This window comes from Streptomyces sp. NPDC001781, assembly GCF_053596035.1.
This window is the reverse complement of sequence record NZ_JBSFFI010000005.1, coordinates 245,833-268,002: the sequence shown is the minus strand read 5'-3', so window position 1 is coordinate 268,002 and position 22,170 is coordinate 245,833. Positions and strand designations below refer to the sequence as shown.

General features: G+C 70.9%; 19 protein-coding genes and 1 pseudogene. 9 read left to right on the top strand and 11 right to left on the bottom strand.

Annotated elements, in window-relative coordinates; all coding sequences use genetic code 11:
• The first annotated feature begins 308 nt into the window (after positions 1-308).
• Positions 309-1,259, top strand: a complete 951-nt coding sequence (locus tag ACWCV3_RS07200) for a hypothetical protein (RefSeq protein ID WP_451219634.1) — start codon at positions 309-311, stop codon at positions 1,257-1,259.
• A gap of 39 nt (positions 1,260-1,298) precedes the next feature.
• Here ACWCV3_RS07200 and ACWCV3_RS07195 read toward each other — a convergent pair whose 3' ends face one another.
• Positions 1,299-1,724 (bottom strand): Rieske (2Fe-2S) protein, encoded by a 426-nt coding sequence (locus ACWCV3_RS07195; RefSeq protein WP_451219631.1) that lies wholly within the window; start codon positions 1,722-1,724, stop codon positions 1,299-1,301.
• A 265-nt stretch (positions 1,725-1,989) separates the two neighbouring features.
• Between ACWCV3_RS07195 and ACWCV3_RS07190 the strand changes: the two genes are divergently transcribed.
• Positions 1,990-3,078 carry a LacI family DNA-binding transcriptional regulator gene (locus ACWCV3_RS07190; protein WP_451219686.1) on the top strand — a complete coding sequence of 363 codons (1,089 nt, stop codon included), beginning with the start codon at positions 1,990-1,992 and terminating at the stop codon, positions 3,076-3,078.
• Positions 3,075-3,986 (top strand): carbohydrate kinase family protein, encoded by a 912-nt coding sequence (locus ACWCV3_RS07185; protein ID WP_451219628.1) that lies wholly within the window; start codon positions 3,075-3,077, stop codon positions 3,984-3,986. Before ACWCV3_RS07190 ends, ACWCV3_RS07185 begins: the two co-directional genes overlap by 4 nt.
• Before the next feature lie 70 nt (positions 3,987-4,056).
• On the opposite strand, the gene uvrA is transcribed toward ACWCV3_RS07185, so the two are convergent.
• On the bottom strand, positions 4,057-7,059 hold the full coding sequence (gene uvrA / locus ACWCV3_RS07180) for an excinuclease ABC subunit UvrA (RefSeq protein ID WP_451219625.1): 3,003 nt from the start codon (positions 7,057-7,059) through the stop codon (positions 4,057-4,059).
• 225 nt (positions 7,060-7,284) lie between these two features.
• On the opposite strand from uvrA, the gene ACWCV3_RS07175 reads away from it, so the two are divergent.
• Both ACWCV3_RS07175 and ACWCV3_RS07170 read left to right on the top strand, forming a co-directional pair.
• Entirely contained in the window at positions 7,285-7,971 is a 687-nt protein-coding gene (locus tag ACWCV3_RS07175) for a maleylpyruvate isomerase family mycothiol-dependent enzyme (RefSeq protein WP_451219622.1), read from the top strand.
• A 46-nt stretch (positions 7,972-8,017) separates the two neighbouring features.
• Complete coding sequence (locus tag ACWCV3_RS07170; RefSeq protein WP_451219619.1) at positions 8,018-8,671, top strand: MBL fold metallo-hydrolase; 654 nt, start codon at positions 8,018-8,020, stop codon at positions 8,669-8,671.
• 245 nt (positions 8,672-8,916) lie between these two features.
• Here ACWCV3_RS07170 and ACWCV3_RS07165 read toward each other — a convergent pair whose 3' ends face one another.
• Both ACWCV3_RS07165 and ACWCV3_RS07160 read right to left on the bottom strand, forming a co-directional pair.
• A complete protein-coding gene (locus tag ACWCV3_RS07165; protein ID WP_451219616.1) occupies positions 8,917-9,537 on the bottom strand; it encodes a TetR/AcrR family transcriptional regulator in 621 nt (206 codons plus the stop codon).
• A gap of 76 nt (positions 9,538-9,613) precedes the next feature.
• Positions 9,614-10,300 carry an NADPH-dependent F420 reductase gene (locus tag ACWCV3_RS07160; protein ID WP_451219613.1) on the bottom strand — a complete coding sequence of 229 codons (687 nt, stop codon included), beginning with the start codon at positions 10,298-10,300 and terminating at the stop codon, positions 9,614-9,616.
• Between the two features lie 174 nt (positions 10,301-10,474).
• Between ACWCV3_RS07160 and ACWCV3_RS07155 the strand changes: the two genes are divergently transcribed.
• The 3 genes and pseudogenes from ACWCV3_RS07155 to ACWCV3_RS07145 form a co-directional block, all read left to right on the top strand.
• The gene (locus tag ACWCV3_RS07155) at positions 10,475-11,047 is read left to right on the top strand and encodes a helix-turn-helix domain-containing protein (protein ID WP_451219610.1); all 573 of its coding nucleotides are present in this window, start codon (positions 10,475-10,477) and stop codon (positions 11,045-11,047) included.
• Between the two features lie 34 nt (positions 11,048-11,081).
• On the top strand, positions 11,082-11,918 hold the full coding sequence (locus ACWCV3_RS07150) for an oxidoreductase (protein ID WP_451219607.1): 837 nt from the start codon (positions 11,082-11,084) through the stop codon (positions 11,916-11,918).
• A 218-nt stretch (positions 11,919-12,136) separates the two neighbouring features.
• Positions 12,137-12,320, top strand: a pseudogene (locus tag ACWCV3_RS07145) (MBL fold metallo-hydrolase); the annotation flags it as partial.
• 12 nt (positions 12,321-12,332) lie between these two features.
• Here ACWCV3_RS07145 and aroQ read toward each other — a convergent pair.
• The 7 genes from aroQ to ACWCV3_RS07110 all read right to left on the bottom strand — a co-directional run bounded on the left by aroQ (position 12,333) and on the right by ACWCV3_RS07110 (position 21,002).
• On the bottom strand, positions 12,333-12,806 hold the full coding sequence (aroQ, locus tag ACWCV3_RS07140; protein WP_451219604.1) for a type II 3-dehydroquinate dehydratase: 474 nt from the start codon (positions 12,804-12,806) through the stop codon (positions 12,333-12,335).
• A gap of 107 nt (positions 12,807-12,913) precedes the next feature.
• On the bottom strand, positions 12,914-14,014 hold the full coding sequence (locus tag ACWCV3_RS07135) for a calcium:proton antiporter (RefSeq protein WP_451219601.1): 1,101 nt from the start codon (positions 14,012-14,014) through the stop codon (positions 12,914-12,916).
• 163 nt (positions 14,015-14,177) lie between these two features.
• Entirely contained in the window at positions 14,178-15,173 is a 996-nt protein-coding gene (locus ACWCV3_RS07130; protein ID WP_451219598.1) for a TerC family protein, read from the bottom strand.
• Positions 15,174-15,394: 221 nt separating this feature from the next.
• Entirely contained in the window at positions 15,395-17,161 is a 1,767-nt protein-coding gene (locus tag ACWCV3_RS07125) for a TerD family protein (RefSeq protein ID WP_451219595.1), read from the bottom strand.
• A 41-nt stretch (positions 17,162-17,202) separates the two neighbouring features.
• Positions 17,203-17,781 (bottom strand): TerD family protein, encoded by a 579-nt coding sequence (locus tag ACWCV3_RS07120; protein ID WP_030809798.1) that lies wholly within the window; start codon positions 17,779-17,781, stop codon positions 17,203-17,205.
• Positions 17,782-17,937: 156 nt separating this feature from the next.
• On the bottom strand, positions 17,938-20,085 hold the full coding sequence (gene uvrB / locus ACWCV3_RS07115; protein ID WP_451219592.1) for an excinuclease ABC subunit UvrB: 2,148 nt from the start codon (positions 20,083-20,085) through the stop codon (positions 17,938-17,940).
• 41 nt (positions 20,086-20,126) lie between these two features.
• Positions 20,127-21,002, bottom strand: coding sequence for an MHYT domain-containing protein (locus ACWCV3_RS07110; protein WP_451219589.1), 876 nt, complete (start codon positions 21,000-21,002; stop codon positions 20,127-20,129).
• Positions 21,003-21,281: 279 nt separating this feature from the next.
• On the opposite strand from ACWCV3_RS07110, the gene ACWCV3_RS07105 reads away from it, so the two are divergent.
• Entirely contained in the window at positions 21,282-22,151 is an 870-nt protein-coding gene (locus ACWCV3_RS07105) for a glycerophosphodiester phosphodiesterase (protein ID WP_451219586.1), read from the top strand.
• The last annotated feature ends 19 nt before the right edge of the window (positions 22,152-22,170 follow it).

The window sequence follows — 22,170 nt, the reverse complement described above, 5'->3', positions numbered from 1 at the left end:
CACACCCTACTGGCGAGCGCGGACACCGTGCCGGGCCTGTGGACAACGGCCGGGGAGGCGTCGGGCCATCCTGTGGACAACCGGGGCGGCGGGGCGCCGGGGCATCACGATCCAGGCCATGACGTGACCCAGGGTGTTGTCGGGGTCTGGTCAACACGCTTCAATGCGGGGGAACTCGGGGCCGCGCACCCGGCGCACGCGAACGGCGTGCCCGCCTGCGAGCGCGCCCCGGGGCCCACGGGGTGGCACACGACCCCGCGCCGCGGTCTGACCAGCCGTGGTGACACCTCACAGAAAGGCTTCTGTGCATGCCGCATGTCACAGAGCACCCGGACCTCGCCTCCGCCGCCGAGCTGGAGACGGCCCTGCGGGGCGGCCCCTTCCATGTGGCGCTGCGCGCCGCGATCGCCGCCCGCGGGCTGCCGCTGCAGCGCGTGCAGCACCACCTCACGCGCCACGGGGTGAAGGTCGGCGTGACGAGCCTCAGCTACTGGCAACAGGGCGCCCGCCGCCCTCAGCGCCCGGAGTCGCTGCGCGCGGTACGCGCGCTGGAGGAGATCCTCCGGCTGCCCGAGGAATCCCTGATCAGACTGCTCGCCGAGGCACCCGGAGCAGCCGGCGACGACCGTCCGGCGCCCCGCTCCTACCGCTCCCTGGTCGAGGCGTCCGACACCCTGGACCGGCTCCGGGCGGAGCTGGACTGGACGCCGGACGGCGGCATGCACACCCTCGGCCACCACGAACGCGTCCGCATCGGAGGACGGCGCGAACTGGCGGGCCGCGAGTCCGAGCACATCGTGCGCGCCGACCGGGACGGCGTGGACCGCTTCGTCGCCGTCCACCACGGCGACCCCGGCTGCCGTCCGGACGACATGGCCGTGCACGCGCTGGAGAACTGCCGTACCGGCCGCGTCCGGCTGGACCGGGAGACCGGAGTCCTGGTGGCCGAGCTGCTCTTCGGCACCCGGCTGCGCTCCGGCGACACCTTCCTCTTCCGGTACGGCATCACGGACGGCACCGCCGGGGCCTCGCACGAGTACGTCCACCGTTTCGGCTCACCGGGCGGCCAGTACGCGCTGCAGGTGCGCTTCGACGGGTCCGCGCTGCCGGCCCGCTGCCACCGCTTCACCCAGTTCTCACCCGCCGCACCGCGCGCGGGACGGCAGGAGCTGGCGGTCAGTGAGCCGCACCGCAGCGTCCATGTGGTGGAGCCTCGGGTGCGGCCGGGAACGGTGGGGATCGCCTGGGAGTGGGAGTGATCCGTATCGGACGCCCTGAGCGGGGGTGACCCGGCTGCCTCAGGCGGCCGGGCCCACGACGATCCGGCCGTCCGCCACCTTCACCGGCAGCTCGCTCAGCGGCTCGGTCGCCGGCGCCTGGACCACCTTGCCGGTGACGGCGTCGAACTCGCTGCCGTGGCAGGGGCAGACCAGGGTCGTGTCCCGCAGCTTGTTGATCACGCACCCGGCGTGCGTGCACACCAGGCTGTACGCCTTCAGGCCGCCTTCGGCGTCCCGGCCGACCACCACGCCGTGGTCGCGGTAGAGCTTCGCGGCGCCGTCGGCCACCTCGGCCTCGGGCCCGAGGTCGACCGAGGACGTGACCGCCGACGCTCCCTGGTGATCCTGGGGGGCGGCACAGGCGGCCAGCCCGAGCCCGGCGACCGGCGCCACGGCGGCTCCCCTGAGGACGGTACGGCGGCTCGCGGACGATCGGGCGGGCATCGGTCTCTCCACAGGTCAGGGGGTGTGCAGGGCGACCTTATCGGGGCATGCGGGACGGTTTGGGGGCGGGGGCGGGCGCAGGGGATTTCGGCCTGCGGGCCAGGGCAGGTGCGTAAACGCTTGCGCAAGCGTTTACGTGCAGGAGGGTGATGGGATACCTTCCCGCCGGGGGACCGGCGGCGGTCGCCGGGGTCCGCACCCGCACGCCGCGTTCCGGCAGGCGGCCGGGACCAGTCTCCGGAATTCCCGTGGGAGGGAGATCGCGCTGTCCACCATGGCCGACGTGGCCCGGAGCGCCGGTGTCTCCGTGGCGACCGTCTCCCACGTCCTCAACGGCACGCGCCCGGTGCTCCCCCACACCCGGCAGGCGGTGCTGGACGCCGTCGACGCCCTCGGCTACACGCCCAACTCCCTCGCCCGCTCCCTGGTGACCTCCCGGACCCGTTCGATCGGGCTCGCGGTGTCGGCGATCAGCAACCCCTACTTCACCGAGATCCTCCAAGGCGTGGAGGCGGCCGCGCTGGAGGCGGGGTACAGCCTGCTCATCGCCGACCCGCACGACGACCCCGCGCACGAGCTGAAGGTGGTCCAACTGCTTCACGGGCGCCGGGTGGACGGCCTTGTCGTCGCGCCCTCCGCCGAGCCGGGCGGCCTCGTGACCTACCTCCGGCGCCGAGCCGTACCGACGGTGCTGCTGGACCGGGTGCTGGAGCCGGCCGGCCCCGCGGACGGGCAGGGCCCGTTCGACCAGGTGTGCGCCGAGAACTCCGGACCCATGGCCGAGTTGGTCACCCACCTCGCCTCGCTGGGTCACCGGCGGATCGGCCTGGTCGCCGGGCTGCCGGGGTTCAGCACCACCAGCGAACGGATCGCGGGGTACCGGCAGGGGCTCGCGGCCGCGGGGCTCGACGCCGACGACGCACTCGTGGTGTCCGGCAGCTCCAAGTCCACGGGCGCCGAGCGGGCCACGGCCGCGCTGCTCGCCCTGCCCGACGCGCCCACGGCGCTGGTCACCGCCAACAACGCGATGACGATCGGCGCGCTGCGCGCACTGCGGGAGCGGGGCCTGGACGTTCCCGGTGACATCGCCCTCGCCTGCTTCGACGACTTCGCCTGGGCCGACCTGTTCACACCCCGGCTCACCGCGATCGCCCAGCCCGGCCGGGAGATGGGCGCCCGGGCAGTCCGGGTGCTGCTGGACCGCCTCGCGGCGCCGGACCGGGAGGCCAGGACCGTACGGCTGCCCTGCGCCTTCGTCCACCGCGCCTCCTGCGGCTGCCCGGAGCCCCGGCCGAACAAGAGCCTGCGCAGCAGGGAATCGACCTCGCAGCCAGAGAAGGGAACCACCCCGTGATCGTCGTCGCCGGTGAGGCACTGATCGACCTGGTACCGCAGGGCCGAAGCGCCCTGGCGACCCTCCAACCAGCGCTCGGCGGCGGCCCGTTCAACACCGCCGTGGCTCTCGGCCGGCTGGGCTCGCCGACCGCCTTCGCCTCCCGCGCCTCGTACGACGCCTTCGGCGAGGCCCTGCTCGACGGGCTGCGGCGGGCCGGAGTGGACGTGTCCGCGGTGCAGCGCGGTCCTGAGCCGACCACGCTCGCGGTGGCCACCGTCGACTCCGGCGGCTCTGCGGCCTACTCGTTCTACGTCGAGGGCACCGCCGACCGCCTCTTCACCACCCCGGCCGCCCTGCCCGAGGGCACCCGCGCGGTGTCCTTCGGCACCTGCTCGCTCGTCCTGGAGCCGGGGGCGAGCGCCTACGGGGAACTGATGCGGTCGGCCGCCGGGCAGGGCCTGTTCACGGCGCTCGACCCCAACATCCGGGCGGGCCTGATCCCGGACGCGGACGCCTACCGCGAGCGCTTCTGGGGCTGGCTGCCCTCGGTGACGCTGCTGAAGCTGTCCGAGGAGGACGCCCGGTGGCTGGGGGGCACCCCGCGCGAGTGGCTGGCCGCGGGGCCCTCCGCGGTGGTCGTCACGCGGGGCGGTGACGGCCTCACCGTCCACACCGCCGACGGCTCCGAGCACCGGGTGCCCGGCGAGAAGGTCGACGTGGTGGACACCATCGGCGCCGGGGACACCGTGAACGCGGCCCTGCTGCACGGCCTGTCCACACTGGACGCGCTGTCCGCGCGGGCGCTCGCCGGACTGGGCCCGGACACCTGGCGGCGGCTGCTCGGCTTCGCCGCGCGGGCGGCGGCGATCACCTGCTCCCGACCGGGCGCGGAACCGCCCCACGCGGCTGAGCTCGCCCCGTTGTGACCGGCTGAAACGGCGAGCGGCGCCTCGCGGGAGTTCTCCCGCGAAGCGCCGCTCGTACCAGGGTCCGCCGTCAGGCTTTGCGGGCCCGCGTCGCCTTCTTGGCGGCCGTCTTCCTGGCCGGTGCCTTCGCGGTCGCGGTGCTGTCGGCCTTGGCCGGCGCCGCCTTCGCCGCCGCCTTCTTCGCGGTCTTGCGCGCCCGTGGGGCCCTCACCGGCCCCGCGTCGCTGACCCGGTCGGCGCCGAGGATCTCGCGCAGGAACTTGCCGGTGTGGCTGGCCGGAACCGCCGCGACCTCCTCGGGCGTGCCCTCGGCGACCACGAGACCGCCGCCCGCGCCGCCCTCCGGGCCCATGTCGATGACCCAGTCCGCGGTCTTGATCACATCGAGGTTGTGCTCGATGACGACGACCGTGTTGCCCTTGTCCACCAGACCGGTGAGAACCTTCAGCAGCTTGCTGATGTCCTCGAAGTGCAGACCGGTGGTCGGCTCGTCCAGCACGTAGACCGTGCGGCCGGTGGAGCGCTTCTGCAGCTCGCTCGCGAGCTTGACGCGCTGCGCCTCGCCGCCGGACAGGGTGGTCGCGGACTGGCCGAGCCGGACGTAGCCGAGGCCGACGTCCTTGAGGGTGCGCAGGTGCCGGGAGATGGCGGGCACCGCTTCGAAGAAGTCGGTCGCCTCCTCGATCGGCATGTTCAGCACGTCGGCGATGGACTTGCCCTTGTAGTGGACCTCCAGGGTCTCCCGGTTGTACCGGGCGCCGTGGCAGACCTCGCACGGAACGTACACGTCCGGGAGGAAGTTCATCTCGATCTTGATCGTGCCGTCGCCCGAGCAGTTCTCGCAGCGGCCGCCCTTGACGTTGAAGGAGAAGCGGCCGGGCTGGTAGCCCCGCACCTTCGCCTCGGTGGTCTCGGCGAACAGCCTGCGGACGTGGTCGAAGACACCGGTGTACGTCGCCGGGTTGGAGCGCGGGGTGCGGCCGATGGGCGACTGGTCGACGTGCACGACCTTGTCCACCTGGTCGTCGCCGTCCACGCGCGTGTGGCGGCCGGGGACGTTGCGCGCGCCGTTCAGCTCGCGGGCCAGGTGGGTGTACAGGATGTCGTTGACCAGGGTCGACTTGCCCGAGCCGGACACACCGGTGACGGCCGTGAACACGCCCAGCGGGAAGGACACGTCGATGTCCTGGAGGTTGTTCTCCCGCGCGCCGCGCACCACGAGCTGCCGGGACGGGTCGAGCGGCCGGCGCACGTCCGGCAGCGGGATCGACTTGCGCCCGGAGAGGTACTGGCCGGTCTGCGACTCGGTGTTGGCGAGCAGTTCCTTGAGGTGACCGCTGTGGACGACCTTGCCGCCGTGCTCGCCGGCACCCGGACCGATGTCCACGATCCAGTCGGCCACCTTGATGGTGTCCTCGTCGTGCTCGACCACGATGAGTGTATTGCCCATGTCCCGGAGCCGGACCAGGGTCTCGATCAGCCGGTGGTTGTCCCGCTGGTGCAGACCGATGGACGGCTCGTCCAGGACGTAGAGCACGCCGACCAGGCCGGAGCCGATCTGGGTGGCCAGGCGGATGCGCTGGGCCTCGCCGCCGGACAGGGTGCCGGCCGCGCGGTTGAGCGAGAGGTAGTCCAGGCCGACGTCGACCAGGAAGCGCAGCCGCTCGTTGACCTCCTTCAGCACGCGCTCGGCGATCTTCTTGTCGCGGGCGTTCAGCTTCAGCTCGCCCAGGAAGTCCGCGCAGTCGCTGATGGACATCGCGGAGACCTCGGCGATCGACTTCCCCATGACGGAGACCGCGAGGACGATCGGCTTCAGACGGGTGCCCTCGCAGGACGGGCAGGGCACCTCGCGCATGTAGCCCTCGAAGCGCTCCCGGCTGGCGTCGCTCTCGGCCTCGCCGTGCCGCCGCTTGACGAAGGGCACGGCGCCCTCGAACGGGGTGGTGTACACCCGCTCCCGGCCGTACCGGTTGCGGTAGCGGACCTCGATCTGGGTCTTGTGGCCGTACAGCAGGGCCTTCTTCGCCCGCTGGGGCAGCCCGGCGAAGGGGATGTCCGTGCGGAAGCCCAGCGCGTCCGCGAGGGCGTTGATCAGCCGGCCGAAGTAGTCCTTGGTGTGGCCGTGCGACCAGGGGTGGATGGCGCCCTCGTCGAGTGACTTGTCCTCGTCCGGGACGATCAGCTCCGCGTCGACCTCCATGCGCGTGCCGATGCCGGTGCATTCGGGGCAGGCACCGAAGGGCGAGTTGAAGGAGAAGGAGCGCGGCTCCAGCTCCTCGAAGGACAGGTCGTCGTAGGTGCAGTACAGGTGCTCCGAGAACATCCGCTCGCGCTCGGGGTCGTCCTCGGGAAGGTCGACGAAGTCGAGCACGACCATGCCGCCGGAGAGGCCGAGGGCCGTCTCCACGGAGTCGGTGAGGCGGCGCTTGGCCGAGTCCTTCACCGTGAGTCGGTCGACCACCACCTCGATGGTGTGCTTCTCCTGCTTCTTCAGGGTCGGCGGCTCGGACAGCTGGATGGTCTGCCCGTCGACCCGGGCGCGGGAGTAGCCCTTGGTCTGGAGGTCGGCGAAGAGGTCGACGAACTCGCCCTTGCGCTCACGCACGAGCGGGGAGAGGACCTGGAAGCGGCTGCCCTCGGGCAGCTCCAGCACCTTGTCCACGATGGCCTGCGGAGACTGGCGCGAGATGGGCCGGCCGCACTCGGGGCAGTGCGGCTTGCCGATGCGCGCGAAGAGCAGGCGCAGGTAGTCGTAGACCTCGGTGATGGTGCCGACCGTGGAGCGCGGGTTGCGCGAGGTCGACTTCTGGTCGATGGAGACCGCGGGCGACAGACCCTCGATGAAGTCGACGTCGGGCTTGTCCATCTGCCCGAGGAACTGGCGGGCGTACGAGGAGAGCGACTCCACGTAGCGGCGCTGGCCCTCGGCGAAGATGGTGTCGAAGGCCAGGGAGGACTTGCCCGACCCGGACAGGCCCGTGAAGACGATGAGCGCGTCACGCGGCAGGTCGAGCGAGACATTCTTCAGGTTGTGCTCGCGCGCGCCACGGACGATGAGACGGTCGGCCACGCCGGTCCGCACCTTTCTTCAGAGAAGTGACAGGGGCCGGGGCCCCGTGCTTCTTCGAGCCTAGGGGGAGCCACTGACAACGCCGGTCGGATTTCCGGATGCACAACAATCCCCCGCCATCCAGCATGCCCGACGTCGCCTTCGACGATATAGCACGCGCTTTCGAATTACGGAGGATGTTCGCCCGCTTCACCCGAAGGAGTGGTCCCGCTAGGGTCGGGCCTCATGACCGATCACGCTCATGACCTGGCCCGTGTACAGGAGGCGACGGAGCGGCTGCTCAGCGCGGCCGCCGTACTGGACAACGCGGCACTGGCCGAGCCGTCACGGCTTCCGGGCTGGACACGCGGACATGTCCTCGCTCACGTCGCCCGCAACGCCGACGCCCTCGTGAACGTCCTCGAGGGCCGCCCGATGTACAAGAGCCCGGAGAACCGCGACGCCGACATCGAGCGGGGAGCCCAGCGCCCCCTGGAGACACACCTCACCGACATGCGCGACAGCGCGGCCCGGTTCGACGCGGCGGGCTCGGCGCCGGGCGACTGGAATCGTGTCGTGGAACTGCGCAACGGCGTCACCGACGTCGCGGCCCGGCTGCCGTTCCGGCGCTGGGCCGAGATGGAGCTGCACCACGTGGACCTCGGCGTCGGCTACGAGCTGGAGGACCTCCCGGCCGAGTTCACCGAGCGCGAGACCGAGTTCCTGGCCCGGCGCTTCCTGGGCCACCCCGACGTGCCCCCGGCACTGCTGAGCGACGGCACGCGGACCTGGAGCACCGGGCAGGAGGCGGCCGGGCCCGAGATGACCGTCACCGGCACTCCGGCCGACCTGCTGGGCTGGCTGGCCGGGCGCCGCGACGGGGCCTCCCTGGAGGTGAAGGGCGGCGAGCTGCCCGCACTGCCCCCGCTGTGACACGGCGCCGGGCCGCCAACCCCCGCCCCGCTATAGGCTGATCGTCATGACGTACAGCGGCGAGGTCAGGGTCGGCGGTCCGGCGGACGTGCACGAGCTGAAGGACCTGATGATCACAAAGGTCGCGGTCGGCCCGATGAACAACAACGCCTATCTGCTGCGTTGCCGGGCCACCGACGAGCAGCTCCTGATCGACGCGGCCGCCGAGCCGCGCACCCTCCTCGGCATGATCGGTGAGGACGGCATCGCCTCCGTCGTCACCACCCATCAGCACGGAGACCACTGGCAGGCGCTCGGCGAGGTCGTCGGCGCCACCGGCGCCCGTACCTACGCCGGCCGGGAGGACGCCTCCGGAATCCCGGTCGCCACCGACGTGCCGGTCGACGACGGGGACGTCATCCGCGTCGGCCAGGTCGAGCTGACCGCGCGCCACCTGGTCGGGCACACGCCGGGCTCCATCGCGCTGATCTACGACGACCCGCACGGCCACCCGCACGTGTTCACCGGCGACTGCCTCTTCCCCGGCGGGCCCGGCCGGACAACACAGCCCGCGGAGTTCAACTCTCTGATGGACGACCTCGAGGCCAAGGTGTTCGACGTCCTGCCCGACGAGACGTGGGTCTACCCCGGCCACGGTGACGACACCGCTCTCGGCGCGGAGCGGCCCCACCTCGCGGAGTGGCGCGCGCGAGGCTGGTGAGCGTCCGACGACGACCGGCTCCATACGGCCAGGGCACACCCGCTCGGGTGCGCCCTGGCCGGCCCGTTCGACTCACCCTCCTGCGGTGGACCTCGCGTCGGTCAGGTCAACCGAGTCATGGACACCGACGACCACGACGGTGACGCCACAGTCACGGCGGGCGGAACGAGGCACAGGAACATCCCGTCCACGACGCCCACCAGGCCGCCCCGATGAACTCCCCGGCGCTGCAGGCACGGCTGCGCTCAGGCCTCTCCGGTCTTCGTGACCGGTCGGCTCTCCGCAGGGCGCAGACTCGCCAGCACCAGGGCGACGGAGTCTTCCGCCCAGCCCTGGCGGCCGGCGCGGCCGGCCATGTAGTCGGCGTAGTAGGGGCCGAGAAGCGCGGAAACCGCCGCTTCGAGATCAGCGTCGGCGCGAATTTCTCCCCGGGCGCGGGCCTCTTCGAGTACGTCGCGCAACAGGGCCCGTCTGGGCAGGACGGTGCGCTCGCGCAGCAGGGAGAGGAGTTCCGGGGTGTGGGCTTCCTCGGACAGACAGGTGCCGATCAGCGCCATGCCGTTGACACGCTCCACCGTGTCTGCGAAGTCCTTGAGAACGGCGGTCAGATCGGCGCGGGTGTTCCCGCTCGCGGGTGGGGCGTCGGCCATGCGCAGGGCCGCGAGCGCGGCGGTCAGAAGGTCGGCCTTCGTCTTCCACCGCAGGTGGATGGTGGACTTGCTGACCTGCGCGCTGGCGGCGACCTGGCTCAGACTCATCCGGGCGTAACCGTGCGAGGCCAGCAGGTCCAGCGCTGCCCGGAGAATGACGGCGTCCTTCTCGGCCGACCGCGGCCTTCCTGCGCTCCTGGCTTCCATGTCACCCATCCGGTCAGAGTAGGCGAGCCCGCACCGGGTGGTGCGGTGCGGGTTCCGTGAGGCGTGCGCCGGTGAACGATCCCCGTCAGGCACCGGCGATGTGGAAGTTGAAGTCGGCGTGGCCGACCGCGCCCCACAGGCGCAGCCAGATCGGCAGCAGCATCTCTGTCCCGCGGGCGGTGCTGATGTCGCCGAGGTCGATGACGCTGCTCTCCTGCCAGCCGAAGGAGAGGAGCAGTTCGGTGACGGCCTGCTTGGCGGCCGCGTCGTCACCGGAGACGAACACGGTGTGTGCCCCTGCGACGCGCGACGGGTCGACCATGACCTGGCAGTTCATGGTGTTCAGGGTCTTGACGACCCTGGCCTCCGGGAAGGTCCGCTGAATCTGCTCGCCGAGGCTGTCGGTGTCGACCGGGCTCAGCGAGGGCGGCATGCCGCGGGAGAAGTCCAGCGGGTTGGCGATGTCGACGAGAACCTTCCCCGCCAGGTTCGCCGCTCCCGCCGACTCCAGAGCCTGCAGGCTGCCGGCGCCCGCGGTGGTGTTGACGATCCTCTCACCGAAGGCCGCCGCGTCGGCGTAGGTCTCCAGCCGGACCCCGTGGTGTGCCGCGAGCCACTCCGCGAAGGACGGATTGCCGTAGGCGTCGGGGCCGGTGCGGGCCAGCGTGGTCTCGGGGTCGCGGGTTCCCACGACGACCTCGTGACCTATGGAGAACAGTTTGGCGGCGATCGTCCGTCCGACGATGCCGGTTCCGAGAACGGTGTAGCGCATGGGCAAGGCTTCTTTCGAGAGCAGGGAAACGGGCTCGCCGTACGAACCTAAATCTAAACCGAGTGGTTCGGTATTTCAATTGCCGACGCGCGACACGACCGGGGCCCCGCCCGGAAGACGAGATATGGGGCACAACGCTTCGACAAACTGACGTTCTGTGCAAGAATTGTCAGAATGTTGGAGGAAGAGCGGGTCACGGTGATCCTGGATGCGGCGTACATGTGCTTCACGCGGCACGGGGTCAAGCGCACGACCATGGACGACATCGCACGTGCGGCGGGCATGTCCCGCCCTGCGGTCTACCAGTACGTCCGCAACAAGGAGGACGCCTTCCGTCGTCTGGCGGTGCGCCTGCTCGACGGGGCCCTCGACGGTGCGCGTGAGGCGATCGACGTCCGCGGCGACCTGTGCGCCCGGCTGATCGGAGCCCTGGAGGCGAAGCTGGGGCTGGCGCTGCGCCTGTGGCGCGACAGCCCGGCGCATGCGGCCGAACTGCTGGGTGTCGACACCCGGCTGTCGGCGGACCAGATCGAGCGCTACAACACCGCCATGCGCGACCTGATCGCCACCGCCGTCGCCGCCGAGCACCCGGACGTGGAAGCCGTCGAGGTGGCCGAACTCCTCCTGGCCTTCACCCGAGGGCTGGAGGCCGACCTCTCCGACCCCGACGCTCCGGCCCGGCGTCTGCGTCACGGAGTCACGCTGCTCGTCGCCGGCCTGGACCACACGAGCGACCGCACGCACTGAACGACCGTCACGTCACACCTCAGAAGGAACCGTCATGACCACCTCCGTACTGATCACGGGAACCTCGTCAGGTATCGGCCGCGCCACCGCCCTGCGTCTGGCCCGCCGTCCCGAGCTGACCGTCTACGCCACCGCCCGCCGACCTGAGACGCTGGCCAACCTGGCCGGTGCGGGAGCCCGCGTCCTCCCGCTGGACGTCACCGACGAGGCGTCCATGGTCGAGGCCGTGGAGGCCGTGGGGGCCGAGCACGGCTCGGTGGGGGTCCTCGTCAACAACGCCGGATACGGCGCGTACGGCACCGTGGAAGAGACCGGCCTGGACGGCGTGCGGCGCCAGTTCGAGACCAACGTCTTCGGCCTCGCTCGGATGACACAGCTCGTCCTGCCGGGCATGCGCCGTGCGGGCGAGGGGCGGATCGTCAACGTCGGTTCGATGGGCGGGCGTCTCGTCTTCCCCGCGGGCGGCTACTACCATGCCAGCAAGTACGCGGTGGAAGCCCTGAGCGATGCCCTGCGCGTCGAGGCCGCGCCCTTCGGCGTCAAGGTCAGCCTGATCGAGCCCGGTCTGATCCGCACCGCCTTCGGCGACACCGCGGCCCACACCCTGGCCGGCTCAGCCACTCCGACAGGCCCCTACGCCGCGCTGAACACGGCTGCCGAACAGCAGATGGCGCAGTCCTACCGATCGAAGGCGCTGTCCGCTCCCCCCGAGAGGGTCGCCCTGGCGATAGAGACGGCCATCACCGCCGCCCGGCCCAAGGCCCGCTATGTGGTCACCCCTGCGGCAAAGGTGCTGATCCACACCCGACGCCTGCTGGGAGCCCGGGTCTTCGACGCCTACCTGCGCATGCAGTTCCGGGCGACCGCGTAGCAGCGGACCGGCCCGTTCGCCCCGGGCCGCCGCTGCCGGGGCGACGAACACGCGCGTTCCGGGCTCGCGGCGTGCCGACCCGCCCGCACCGGCTGCGGGGGCGCCTGGGGGGCAGGCGATAGACGGCCTTGCCCCGCGACCAGTTCGCGAGCAGGCCCTCGGTGATGTCGACAGCGGAGACGATCATCGTCGCCTGGAGCTTCCCGTCGCCCTACGTGTTCCCCTGCGGCGTGGGGAACACCCACCAGGACCCCGTGGCCTTCGCGGCTGATCCACGATGTGGAGGCGAAGATCTTCGACGCGCTGCCGGACGAGACCTGGGTCTACCCCGGCCACGGGGACGACACCAGCCTCGGTGCCGAGCGCCCGCACCTGCCGGAGTGGCACGCGCGCGGCTGGTGAGCCGGAGCGCGCTCAGGCGTCGGCCCGCGCCGCTCCCGCCAGTGTCGCGATGCGCTCCACCGCGAAGACGTACCCCTGCACCCCGCAGCCCGCGATCACGCCGTCGGCGCGCAGGGAGACGTACGAGTGGTGCCGGAAGGACTCGCGCCGGTGGATGTTGGAGATGTGGACCTCCACCACGGGCAGGCCGTCGCAGGCGTTGAGCGCGTCCAGGATGGCCACCGACGTGTGGGAGTAGGCGCCGGGGTTGATGACGATCCCGGCGTGGTCGAGCCGCGCCTCGTGGATCCAGTCCACCAACTGGCCCTCGTGGTTGGACTGCCGGCAGTCCACCGTGCCGCCGTACGCGGCCGCCGCCTCGGCGCACAGGGCCTCCACGTCGGCCAGCGTGTCCTTGCCGTAGATCTCGGGCTGCCGCCGGCCGAGGAGGTTCAGGTTGGGCCCGTTGAGAATCATGATCGGGGCGCTGACCAGGCTGCGGGGCACGGTGGTTTCCTCCGGTGCGTCGGGGGCGGCCGACTGGGCGGCCACTGCTCGCACCCGGTCTATCACGGCCCGCCAGGCCGCCGGCGGGCCCGGTGGGGCGCCCCCGGCTACGGGTTGAGGGCCAGCTCCAGATAGGCGGCGAATATGACCAGGTGGACGCCGCCCTGGAGCGGGGTGGCGCGGCCGGGTACGACCGTGAGCGAGGCGACGATCACGGTGAGCGCGAGCAGCAGCATGTGCGTCGAGCCGAGGCCCAGCACAAGCGGTCCGGAGAGCCAGATCGACGCCAGGGCGACGGCCGGAATGGTCAGGCCGATGCTGGCCATGGCAGAGCCCAGCGCGAGGTTGAGGCTGGTCTGCACCCGGTCGCGGCGGGCGGCGCGCAGTGCGGCGATGGTCTCCGGGAGCAGCACGAGCAGGGCGATGATCACACCGACGACGGCCGGAGGCAGTCCCGCGCCCTCCACTCCGGATTCGATGGTGGGCGAGACGCCCTTGGCGAGGCCCACCACGCCGATCAGGGCGAGACCGAGCAGGCCGAGGCTGATCCCGGCCTGGCGGGCGGTCGGGGGTGCCGCGTGGTCGGCCCCGGTGATGATGTCGCCCTCCTTGGTGACCGGCAGGAAGTAGTCGCGGTGCCGCACGGTCTGGGTGGCGACGAAGAGGCCGTAGAGGATCAGTGAGGAGACGGCGGCGAACGTCAGTTGCACCGAGGAGAACTCGGGGCCGGGTTTGCTGGTCGTGAAGGTCGGCAGCACAAGGCTGAGGGTGGCCAGGGTGGCGACCGTGGCCAGGGCGGCTCCGGTGCCCTCAGGATTGAACACGGCGGTGCCGTGACGCAGAGAGCCGACGAGGAGGCAGATGCCGACGATGCCGTTGCAGGTGATCATCACGGCGGCGAACACCGTGTCGCGGGCCAGGGTGGCGCTCTTGTCTCCGCCGTCGACCATGAGGGTGACGATCAGCGCCACCTCGATGATGGTGACGGCGATGGCGAGCACCAGGGAGCCGAACGGCTCGCCCACCCGGTGGGCGACGACCTCGGCGTGGTGCACCGCGGCCAGCACGGACCCGGCGAGCACGAGGGTGACCAGGGCGACGACCGTGCCGGGCAGGCCGCGGCCCCAGGTGAGGACGAGGAGGACGACCGCGAGCACCGGCACGAGGAGCGTCCACCGCGCGGCGAGCGACCTGAGCCGAGTGATCATGCAGTGATGGTGGCAGAGGCGTACACGGTTCGCATTCCGTTCATTTCTTCCGGCGCATCAATCCGGCGTGCGCGGCGGGACCGGTCGGGGCGGAGCTTCCCGTACGGAAGGCGCCTGGCCGCAGCGCCTTCCGTACGGGTCGCCTGCCTCTCGCAGATGCAGGTCAGGCGTCGACGCTGTCCTTGGAGGTGCCGTCGCCCCCGGCCGCCTCGGCGGCGGCCTGCTTCCGGGAGGCTATGAGGCTGGTGATCGTGGTGAGGACCAGCACGCCGCAGATCACGGCCAGGGAGACCGGGATACTGATCTCCGGGACGTGCAGTCCCAGCTCGTGCAGGGCGTGCAGCACCAGCTTGACGCCGATGAAGCCGAGGATGACGGACAGGCCGTAGGACAGGTGGACCAGCTTCTTCAGCAGGCCGCCGATGAGGAAGTAGAGCTGGCGCAGACCCATCAGCGCGAAGGCGTTCGCGGTGAAGACGATGTACGGGTCCTGCGTCAGGCCGAAGATCGCGGGGATGGAGTCCAGCGCGAACAGCACGTCGGTGGTGCCGATCGCCAGCATCACGACCAGCATCGGGGTCATGACCCGCTTGCCGTTCTCCTCGATCCACAGCTTGGTGCCGTGGTACCGGTCGGCGACACCGAACCTGCGCTCGGCCGCCTTCAGGAGCTTGTTCTCCTCGTACTCCTCTTCGTCGTGATCGGCGCGGGCCTCCTGGACGAGCTTCCAGGCGGTCCAGATCAGGAAGGCGCCGAAGATGAAGAACACCCAGGAGAAGCTGGCGATGATCGCCGCGCCTGCCGCGATGAATACGGCCCGCAGGACCAGCGCTATGAGCACACCGAAGAGCAGGACCCGCTGCTGGTACTGCGCGGGCACCGCGAACTTGGTCATGATCAGGACGAAGACGAAGAGGTTGTCGACACTCAGCGACTTCTCGGTGATGAAGCCGGCGAAGAACTCCCCGGCGGGCTGTGCGCCGCCGAAGTAGAACAGTCCCAGGCCGAAGAGTCCGGCCAGAACGATCCAGACGACCGTCCAGATACCCGCTTCCTTGATGGACACCTCATGCGGCTTGCGGCCGATGAAGAAGTCCACCGCGATCAGGGCTGCCAGCCCCACGATGGTCAGGACCCACAGGGTCATAGAGACGTCCACTGCACCTCCGGCATCACGTCACGGCAAACATCAGCGTTGTCGCTGCCGGAGGTCTCTTCCACCCGAGGGACGGGCCGGCGCCCCGGAATCCATGGGGATCCGTACTGACGGGGTCGCCGCATCAGGGAGTACTCCCCTCCGCACGAACACGGTAGCGCAATCACCAAGGAACAGTAAAGAGAAAGGTAAAGTGAAGACCAAGTGAGCAGCTCAGATGTTCTTTACCTTCCCTTGATCCTGGCTGCGGAGACGGCACTCAGCACGTGTTGGACGACCGGGTCGCCGTGCGGCGGGAGGGATGGTTCGAAGGTCCAGGCGTGCCCCACCCAGGGGTCGGCGAAACGGTCGTCGGGCGACGGCGTGAGGCGCAGCAGCGAACGCCACAGCGGGTCGAGCAGCGACCCGTACTCCCCGGCCTCCGCTGGGTCCGCGATCAGCAGGATGTGGACCCCGGCCGCCGGGCCCTCGTCGGCGAGGAAGCGGAGCCGGGTCAGGGCGCGGTCGTCGAAGCCCTGCGGGAAGTCGTTGACGATCAGCAGCCGACGGCCGGTGTCGAAGCCGTCCGGCAGCGCCTCGGTGGCACCGCCCCCGATCGCCATGCGCACCAGGTCGACCCGACGGGTGAGCGACTCCAGCGCCTGCGTGACGCCCGCCGTGCCCCTCGCGGGCGGCCCCGTCAGCGTGCCCGACCGGGTGAAGGCCCCGAGTGGCCCGGCTCCGGCCCCGGCCGGGTCGACGATCTCGACGGAGAACTCCCCCACCGGGTGGACCGCGAGCAAGCGCGCGGCGAGGGCCACCGCTGCCTCCAGGGCCGCCCGGCGCCGCTCGGCCGAGTCCGTGATGTCGGCCGGTGTGGCGCCGCTGTCGATCCACAGGCCCCGCTCCAGCGGCAGCCTGACCAGCATCGGGATGCGCAGGCAGGCGCTCTCGGGAAGGTGGAGATCGCCCAGCCTCACGGCCTGGGGCGGCTCGGCCGGCATCCGGTGCCCCTGCCAGACGGGGCTGTCCCAGCGGGCGTACGCCGGCGGCAGGGCGGGCTCGACGACCTCCGCCTCGGCGGTGAGCTGGGCGAGGTCGCGGTCGTGGGCGGCCCGCGCCCGGTCCATCAGCTCGTCGTGCCTGGCCTGGGCCGCCCGTCGTGCCGCTTCCCCGGCGCCACCGACCCTGGCGCGCGGGTCGGCCAGTGCCTCGTCGAGTTCGCGGTCCAGGCGGGTGGCGGCGAAGTCGGCCGCGCCGCGGAGGGCGGCGGTGGAGCGGGCCAGGTCCTCGAACATGCCCCAGACCTGGTTGTACAGCCGCTCCTCCATGGACCGGCCCGCCGCGTCACCCGCGACGGGCTGCGGCTGCGGCTGCGGCTGCGGCTGCGGCTGCGGCTGCGGGGAGGCCTGGCGGCCGGGGTGGGTGTAGTCGACCGCGCCCGCCTCCCGAGGGACGGCGGCCCGTCCCGCGCCGAAGTCCCCCGCTTCGTGCATCGCCGCGGCCGCTTCACGCGCCCCGGGCAGCCCCAGGTCCGCCAGGAGCGCTCGGAGGCCCTCCGCGTACCCCTGGCCGATCGCGCGGACCTTCCAGCCTCCCTGCCTGCGGTACAGCTCCAGCGCGACGACGGCCGACTCGGCGTCGAGCCCGGCGAGAGTGAAGCGGACGATCTCCGTGCCGTCGGCACCGGTGACAGTCGCTCGCGGGGCGGCGGTCGCGCCGAACCGCGCTGCCGGGCCCGGCAACGCCAGCAGCACCGTGACGCGGTGCACCGCCTCGGGCAGCTCCCCCAGGTCGGCGCGGACGCGGTGCTCGGCGGCCACTGTGCGGGACACCTCGATGCCGGGCAGGACGGGGGCGCCGGGGCGGGCGATCCGGCGGCTGTCCTGGACTCGGCCGCCCTCGTCCGCGAGGGCGGCCGCCACGAGCACGGGTACCTCGGCCGCGATCAGGATCTCCAGCCGCGTCCGGGGCAGCGGGTGGTTCTGCCCCCGCGCCAGTTCGACCCCCATCGCCGTCCCCCTGCGTCGTGCCGGTGCGGGCCGCGCCGGTCCTACAGGTGCGGCAGGATCGCCGGCATCAGGTCCTGGAAGGTGCGGCCGTTGGCCGGCTCGCCCAGTGCGGTCATCGTCCAGCCGGCGCCCTGGCGGTGCACCTTGGCCATGATCTGCGCGGTGTACTCGCCACCGCCCGCCAGTGTGTAGCGCGCGAGTTCCTGGCCGTTGGTCTCGTCCACCAGGCGGCAGAACGCGTTCTGCACCTCCTGGAAGGTCTGCCCGGTGAAGGAGTTCACCGTGAAGACGATCTGGTCGACGTGGGGCGGCACCCGCTGGAGGTCCACGAGGACGGCCTCGTCGTCACCGCCCTGCCCGACGCCGCCGACGAGGTTGTCGCCGGTGTGCCGTACGGAGCCGTCGTCGCTCACCAGATGACGGAAGAAGACCACGTCGACCGGCTGCTTCTCCGCGAAGAGGACCGCCGAGGCGTCCAGGTCGATCTCGCGGGTGCGCGAGCCGAACAGCCCGCGACGCTTCGCCGCCTGCCAGCCGAGACCCATACGCACCGCGGTCAGGGTGGCCCCGTCCTTCTTCTCCAAGCTGATGGCCTGGCCCTTGGTCATGTTGACGGTCACGGCTGAATCCCCTCTCGGTGTTCCCCTGTTGCCGCGTGTCGCGCGGTTGCCCCGAACCCTACGCAGCGCCGCCGACCGGGCCGAACCCCGGCCCGCGCTTTGTGTCGGTGTTGCAACACTGGGCGCGCACGCCGAGGTTCGGACGGGTCGGGAGGGTCAGGCGAGACCGGCCTCCCGCATCTGGCGCAGTTCCTTCTTCATCTCCGACACCTCGTCACGCAGCCGGGCGGCGATCTCGAACTGGAGCTCCGCGGCGGCGGCGCGCATCCGGTCCGTCATCTCCTCGATCTGCCCGGCGAGTTCGGCGGCCGGCTGGTCGGTGGGCTGTGTCTTGCCCTTGGCCTTGGTCCTGGCGGCCTTCGCCTTGGCGTCCTGGGTGGCCTTCCCACCGAGGCTCGGCACCGGCGTCCTGGGCGCCTTGCCGTCCTTCTGCTGCCGGTAGCCGGTGCCGAGGAGCTGCTCGGTGTCGACGTCCTCCCGGGCGATCTGCGCGACGATGTCGTTGATCTTCTTGCGCAGCGGCTGCGGGTCGATGCCGTTGGCCGTGTTGTACGCGACCTGCTTCTCGCGGCGCCGGTTGGTCTCGTCGATGGCCTTCTCCATCGCCGGGGTGATCTTGTCGGCGTACATGTGTACCTGACCGGAGACGTTGCGCGCCGCTCGGCCGATGGTCTGGATCAGCGAGGTGCCGGAGCGCAGGAAGCCCTCCTTGTCGGCGTCGAGGATGGCCACCAGGGACACCTCGGGCAGGTCGAGGCCCTCGCGCAGCAGGTTGATGCCGACCAGGACGTCGTACTCACCGGCGCGCAGCTCGCGCAGCAGCTCCACGCGGCGCAGGGTGTCGACGTCGCTGTGGAGATAGCGGACCTGGATGCCGAGCTCCACGAAGTAGTCGGTGAGGTCCTCGGCCATCTTCTTGGTGAGCGTGGTGACCAGGACGCGCTCGTCCCTGTCGGTGCGCTCCCGGATCTCGTGCACCAGGTCGTCGATCTGGCCCTCGGTGGGCTTGACCACGACCTCGGGGTCGACCAGGCCGGTCGGGCGGATGATCTGCTCCACCACGCCGTCGCCGCGGGACAGCTCGTAGGCACCGGGGGTCGCCGACAGGTAGACGGTCTGCCCGATGCGCTCCTGGAACTCCTCCCACTTCAGCGGTCGGTTGTCCAGTGCGGAGGGGAGCCGGAAGCCGTGGTCCACCAGGGTGCGCTTGCGGGAGGCGTCACCCTCGTACATGGCGCCGATCTGCGGGACGGTGACGTGTGATTCGTCGATGACCAGCAGGAAGTCGTCCGGGAAGTAGTCGAGCAGGGTGTTCGGCGGGGAGCCGGGGAGGCGGCCGTCGAAGTGCATCGAGTAGTTCTCCACGCCGGAACAGGTGCCGATCTGGCGGAGCATCTCGATGTCGTAGGTGGTGCGCATCCGCAGACGCTGGGCCTCCAGGAGCTTGCCCTGCTTCTCCAGCTCGGCCAGGCGCTCCCCCAGCTCCTTCTCGATGCCGTTGACGGCGCGCTCCATGCGCTCCGGTCCGGCGACGTAGTGGGAGGCGGGGAAGACGTAGAGCTGCTGGTCGTCGCTGATGATCTCGCCGGTGATCGGGTGCAGCGTGGAGAGCGCCTCGATCTCGTCGCCGAACATCTCGATGCGGACGGCCAGCTCCTCGTAGACCGGGAAGATCTCGATGGTGTCGCCGCGCACGCGGAAGGTGCCGCGGGTGAAGGCGGTGTCGTTGCGCGTGTACTGGATGTCGACGAAGCGGCGCAGCAGATCGTCCCGGTCGATCTCCTCGCCGACCCTGAGGGGGACCATGCGGTCCACGTACTCCTGCGGCGTGCCCAGGCCGTAGATGCAGGAGACGGAGGCGACGACGACCACGTCACGACGCGTGAGCAGGGAGTTCGTCGCCGAGTGGCGCAGGCGCTCCACCTCCTCGTTGATCGAGGAGTCCTTCTCGATGTAGGTGTCCGACTGCGGGACGTACGCCTCGGGCTGGTAGTAGTCGTAGTACGAGACGAAGTACTCGACCGCGTTGTTCGGGAGCAGCTCGCGGAACTCGTTGGCCAGCTGGGCGGCCAGCGTCTTGTTCGGCGCCATGACCAGGGTCGGGCGCTGGAGCTTCTCGATCATCCACGCGGTGGTGGCGGACTTGCCGGTGCCGGTCGCGCCGAGCAGTACGACGTCCTTCTCGCCGCCCTGCACACGCTTGGCCAGGTCGGCGATGGCCGCCGGCTGGTCGCCGCTGGGCTGGTAGGGGCTGACGACCTCGAAAGGTGCCACCGTGCGTTCGATCTTTGAAACGGGCCGCATGGCTCCAACGGTACGACCCCCCACTGACAACGGGCCGGGAATCAGTACCGCTGCGGGGTGCGGGAGCCGTGGGCGTCGGCGTGGACCGGCTCCCGGTAGGCCCGCTGCGGCGGGCGAACGCGCTGATGGGAGGTTACGGTCGCGGCCGGGACGCCCGGCTTGACTTCCTCGGGGACGCGCAGCGGCGCCCCCTTGACCATCAGGGGATCGAACATCACCACGACGGCTGCGAGGAGCAGGAGGGCGAGCGGTCCGATGAGGATCGGCACGAGCACGGCGGCCGACGAGCCGCCGGTGACGGCGTCGGGGGTGCCGTGGAGGTGGACGGTGAGTCCGGCCATCCCGGTGTAGTGCATGCCGCTGACGGCGAGACCCATGACCAGGCTGGCGCCGATACTGCCCCGCCATCCCCTGACGTGCCCGGCGGCCCGGAGGGCGACGGTGGCGGCCACGACGGCGATGACCACGGACGCGACGACGCCGGTGATGTCGTAGGTGAACTCTCCGTCGAAGCGCATGCCGGCCATGCCCAGGTAATGCATCGAGGCGACGCCCAGACCGGTGATCGTGCCCCCGGTGACGAGCGAGGCGCCGGTGGCGCCCCGGTAGCCGATGATGAAGATCCCGACGCCCACCATGACGATGGCCAGGCCGAGGCTGGCGAAGGTCATCGGTTTGTCGAAACGGACCGGTGTCCCGTCGATGGAGAAGCCCATCATGGCGATGAAGTGCATGGTCCAGATGCCGGAGCCGATCGCGGTCGAGCCCAGGGCCAGCCACGCGGGCCGCCACGAGTGCGTGACCAGCAGGGACCGGGTGGTGCAGCGCAAGCCGAGGGCGCCGCCCAGGCAGGCCATCAGGTAGCCCACCAGGGGCGTGACCACCCCGTAGCTGAATCCGTCGATCGTGCCTCGCATGCCCGGCTTTCCCTCGCCTTCTCGCGTCCCTCAGCCGACGCGATGTTCCCCCTGTCAGGCACCGCTGCGGTGGCCGGGGCTGTCGGAGAGAGTATGGCCGCCACCGGAATGGTCGAATGAATTTCCGGCAAAGAACCACGGCTTCACCCCACTTGTGCGGCACCGGTGTGCGGAGTTGGGCATCGCCGTTCATCGTGTGGCCGTTTCCGCGCCCCTGTGCCGTTGACGCTCTGCTGTCACCCTGGTGCTGTTGGTATTCGCCGGACGTGAGGAGTACGCATGTACGCGCACGCAGTCGCCGCCGTGGCCACCGCGGCCCTGGGGGCGGCGGTCCTGCTCAGCCCCGGCTCCGACGGCCGGCCGGCCCGGACGGTCCAGCCCACGGTGGTCGCCCACCGCGGGGCCTCCGCGTACGCGCCCGAGAACACGCTGTCCTCCATCGACAGGGCGGCACGGCTGGGCTTCTCCTGGGTGGAGAACGACGTGCAGCGCACCAAGGACGGCAAGCTGGTCGTCATCCATGACGACAGCCTGGCGCGCACCACGGACGTCGAGGACGTCTTCCCCGGCCGCGCGCCCTGGAAGGTGAAGGACTTCACGGCGGCCGAGATCGCCCGGCTGGACGCGGGGAGCTGGTTCTCCCCCGCCTACGCGGGCGCGCGCGTGCCGACGCTGGAGCGCTACATGCGCCGGGTCGAGCACAACCACGAGAAGCTGCTGCTGGAGGTCAAGAACCCCGAGCTGTACCCGGGCATCGAGGCACAGGTCCTCACCACCCTGAGCAACGAGGGCTGGCTGGACCCCGCGCACCGGAGCCGCCTGATCGTGCAGAGCTTCAGCGCGGACAGCATCCGTACCGTGCACCGGCTCAGGCCCGCGCTGACCACCGGTTACCTGGGCCGCCCGAAGGTCGCCGAGCTGGGCGGGTACGCCCGTTTCGCCGACCTGGTCAACCCGGCGTACGCGGACCTCTCCGCGAGCTACGTCTCGACCGCACACGCGCTGAAGGGGCCGCACGGCAAGCCCCTCCGGCTCTTCGCCTGGACGGTGAACGACGCGGCCACGGCGCGGAAGGTCCGGGGCTACGGCGTCGACGGCGTCATCACCAACAAGCCGGACGTGGTGCGCGCGGCCCTGAGCGACGACTGATCCCCGCGTCGCGACCCGC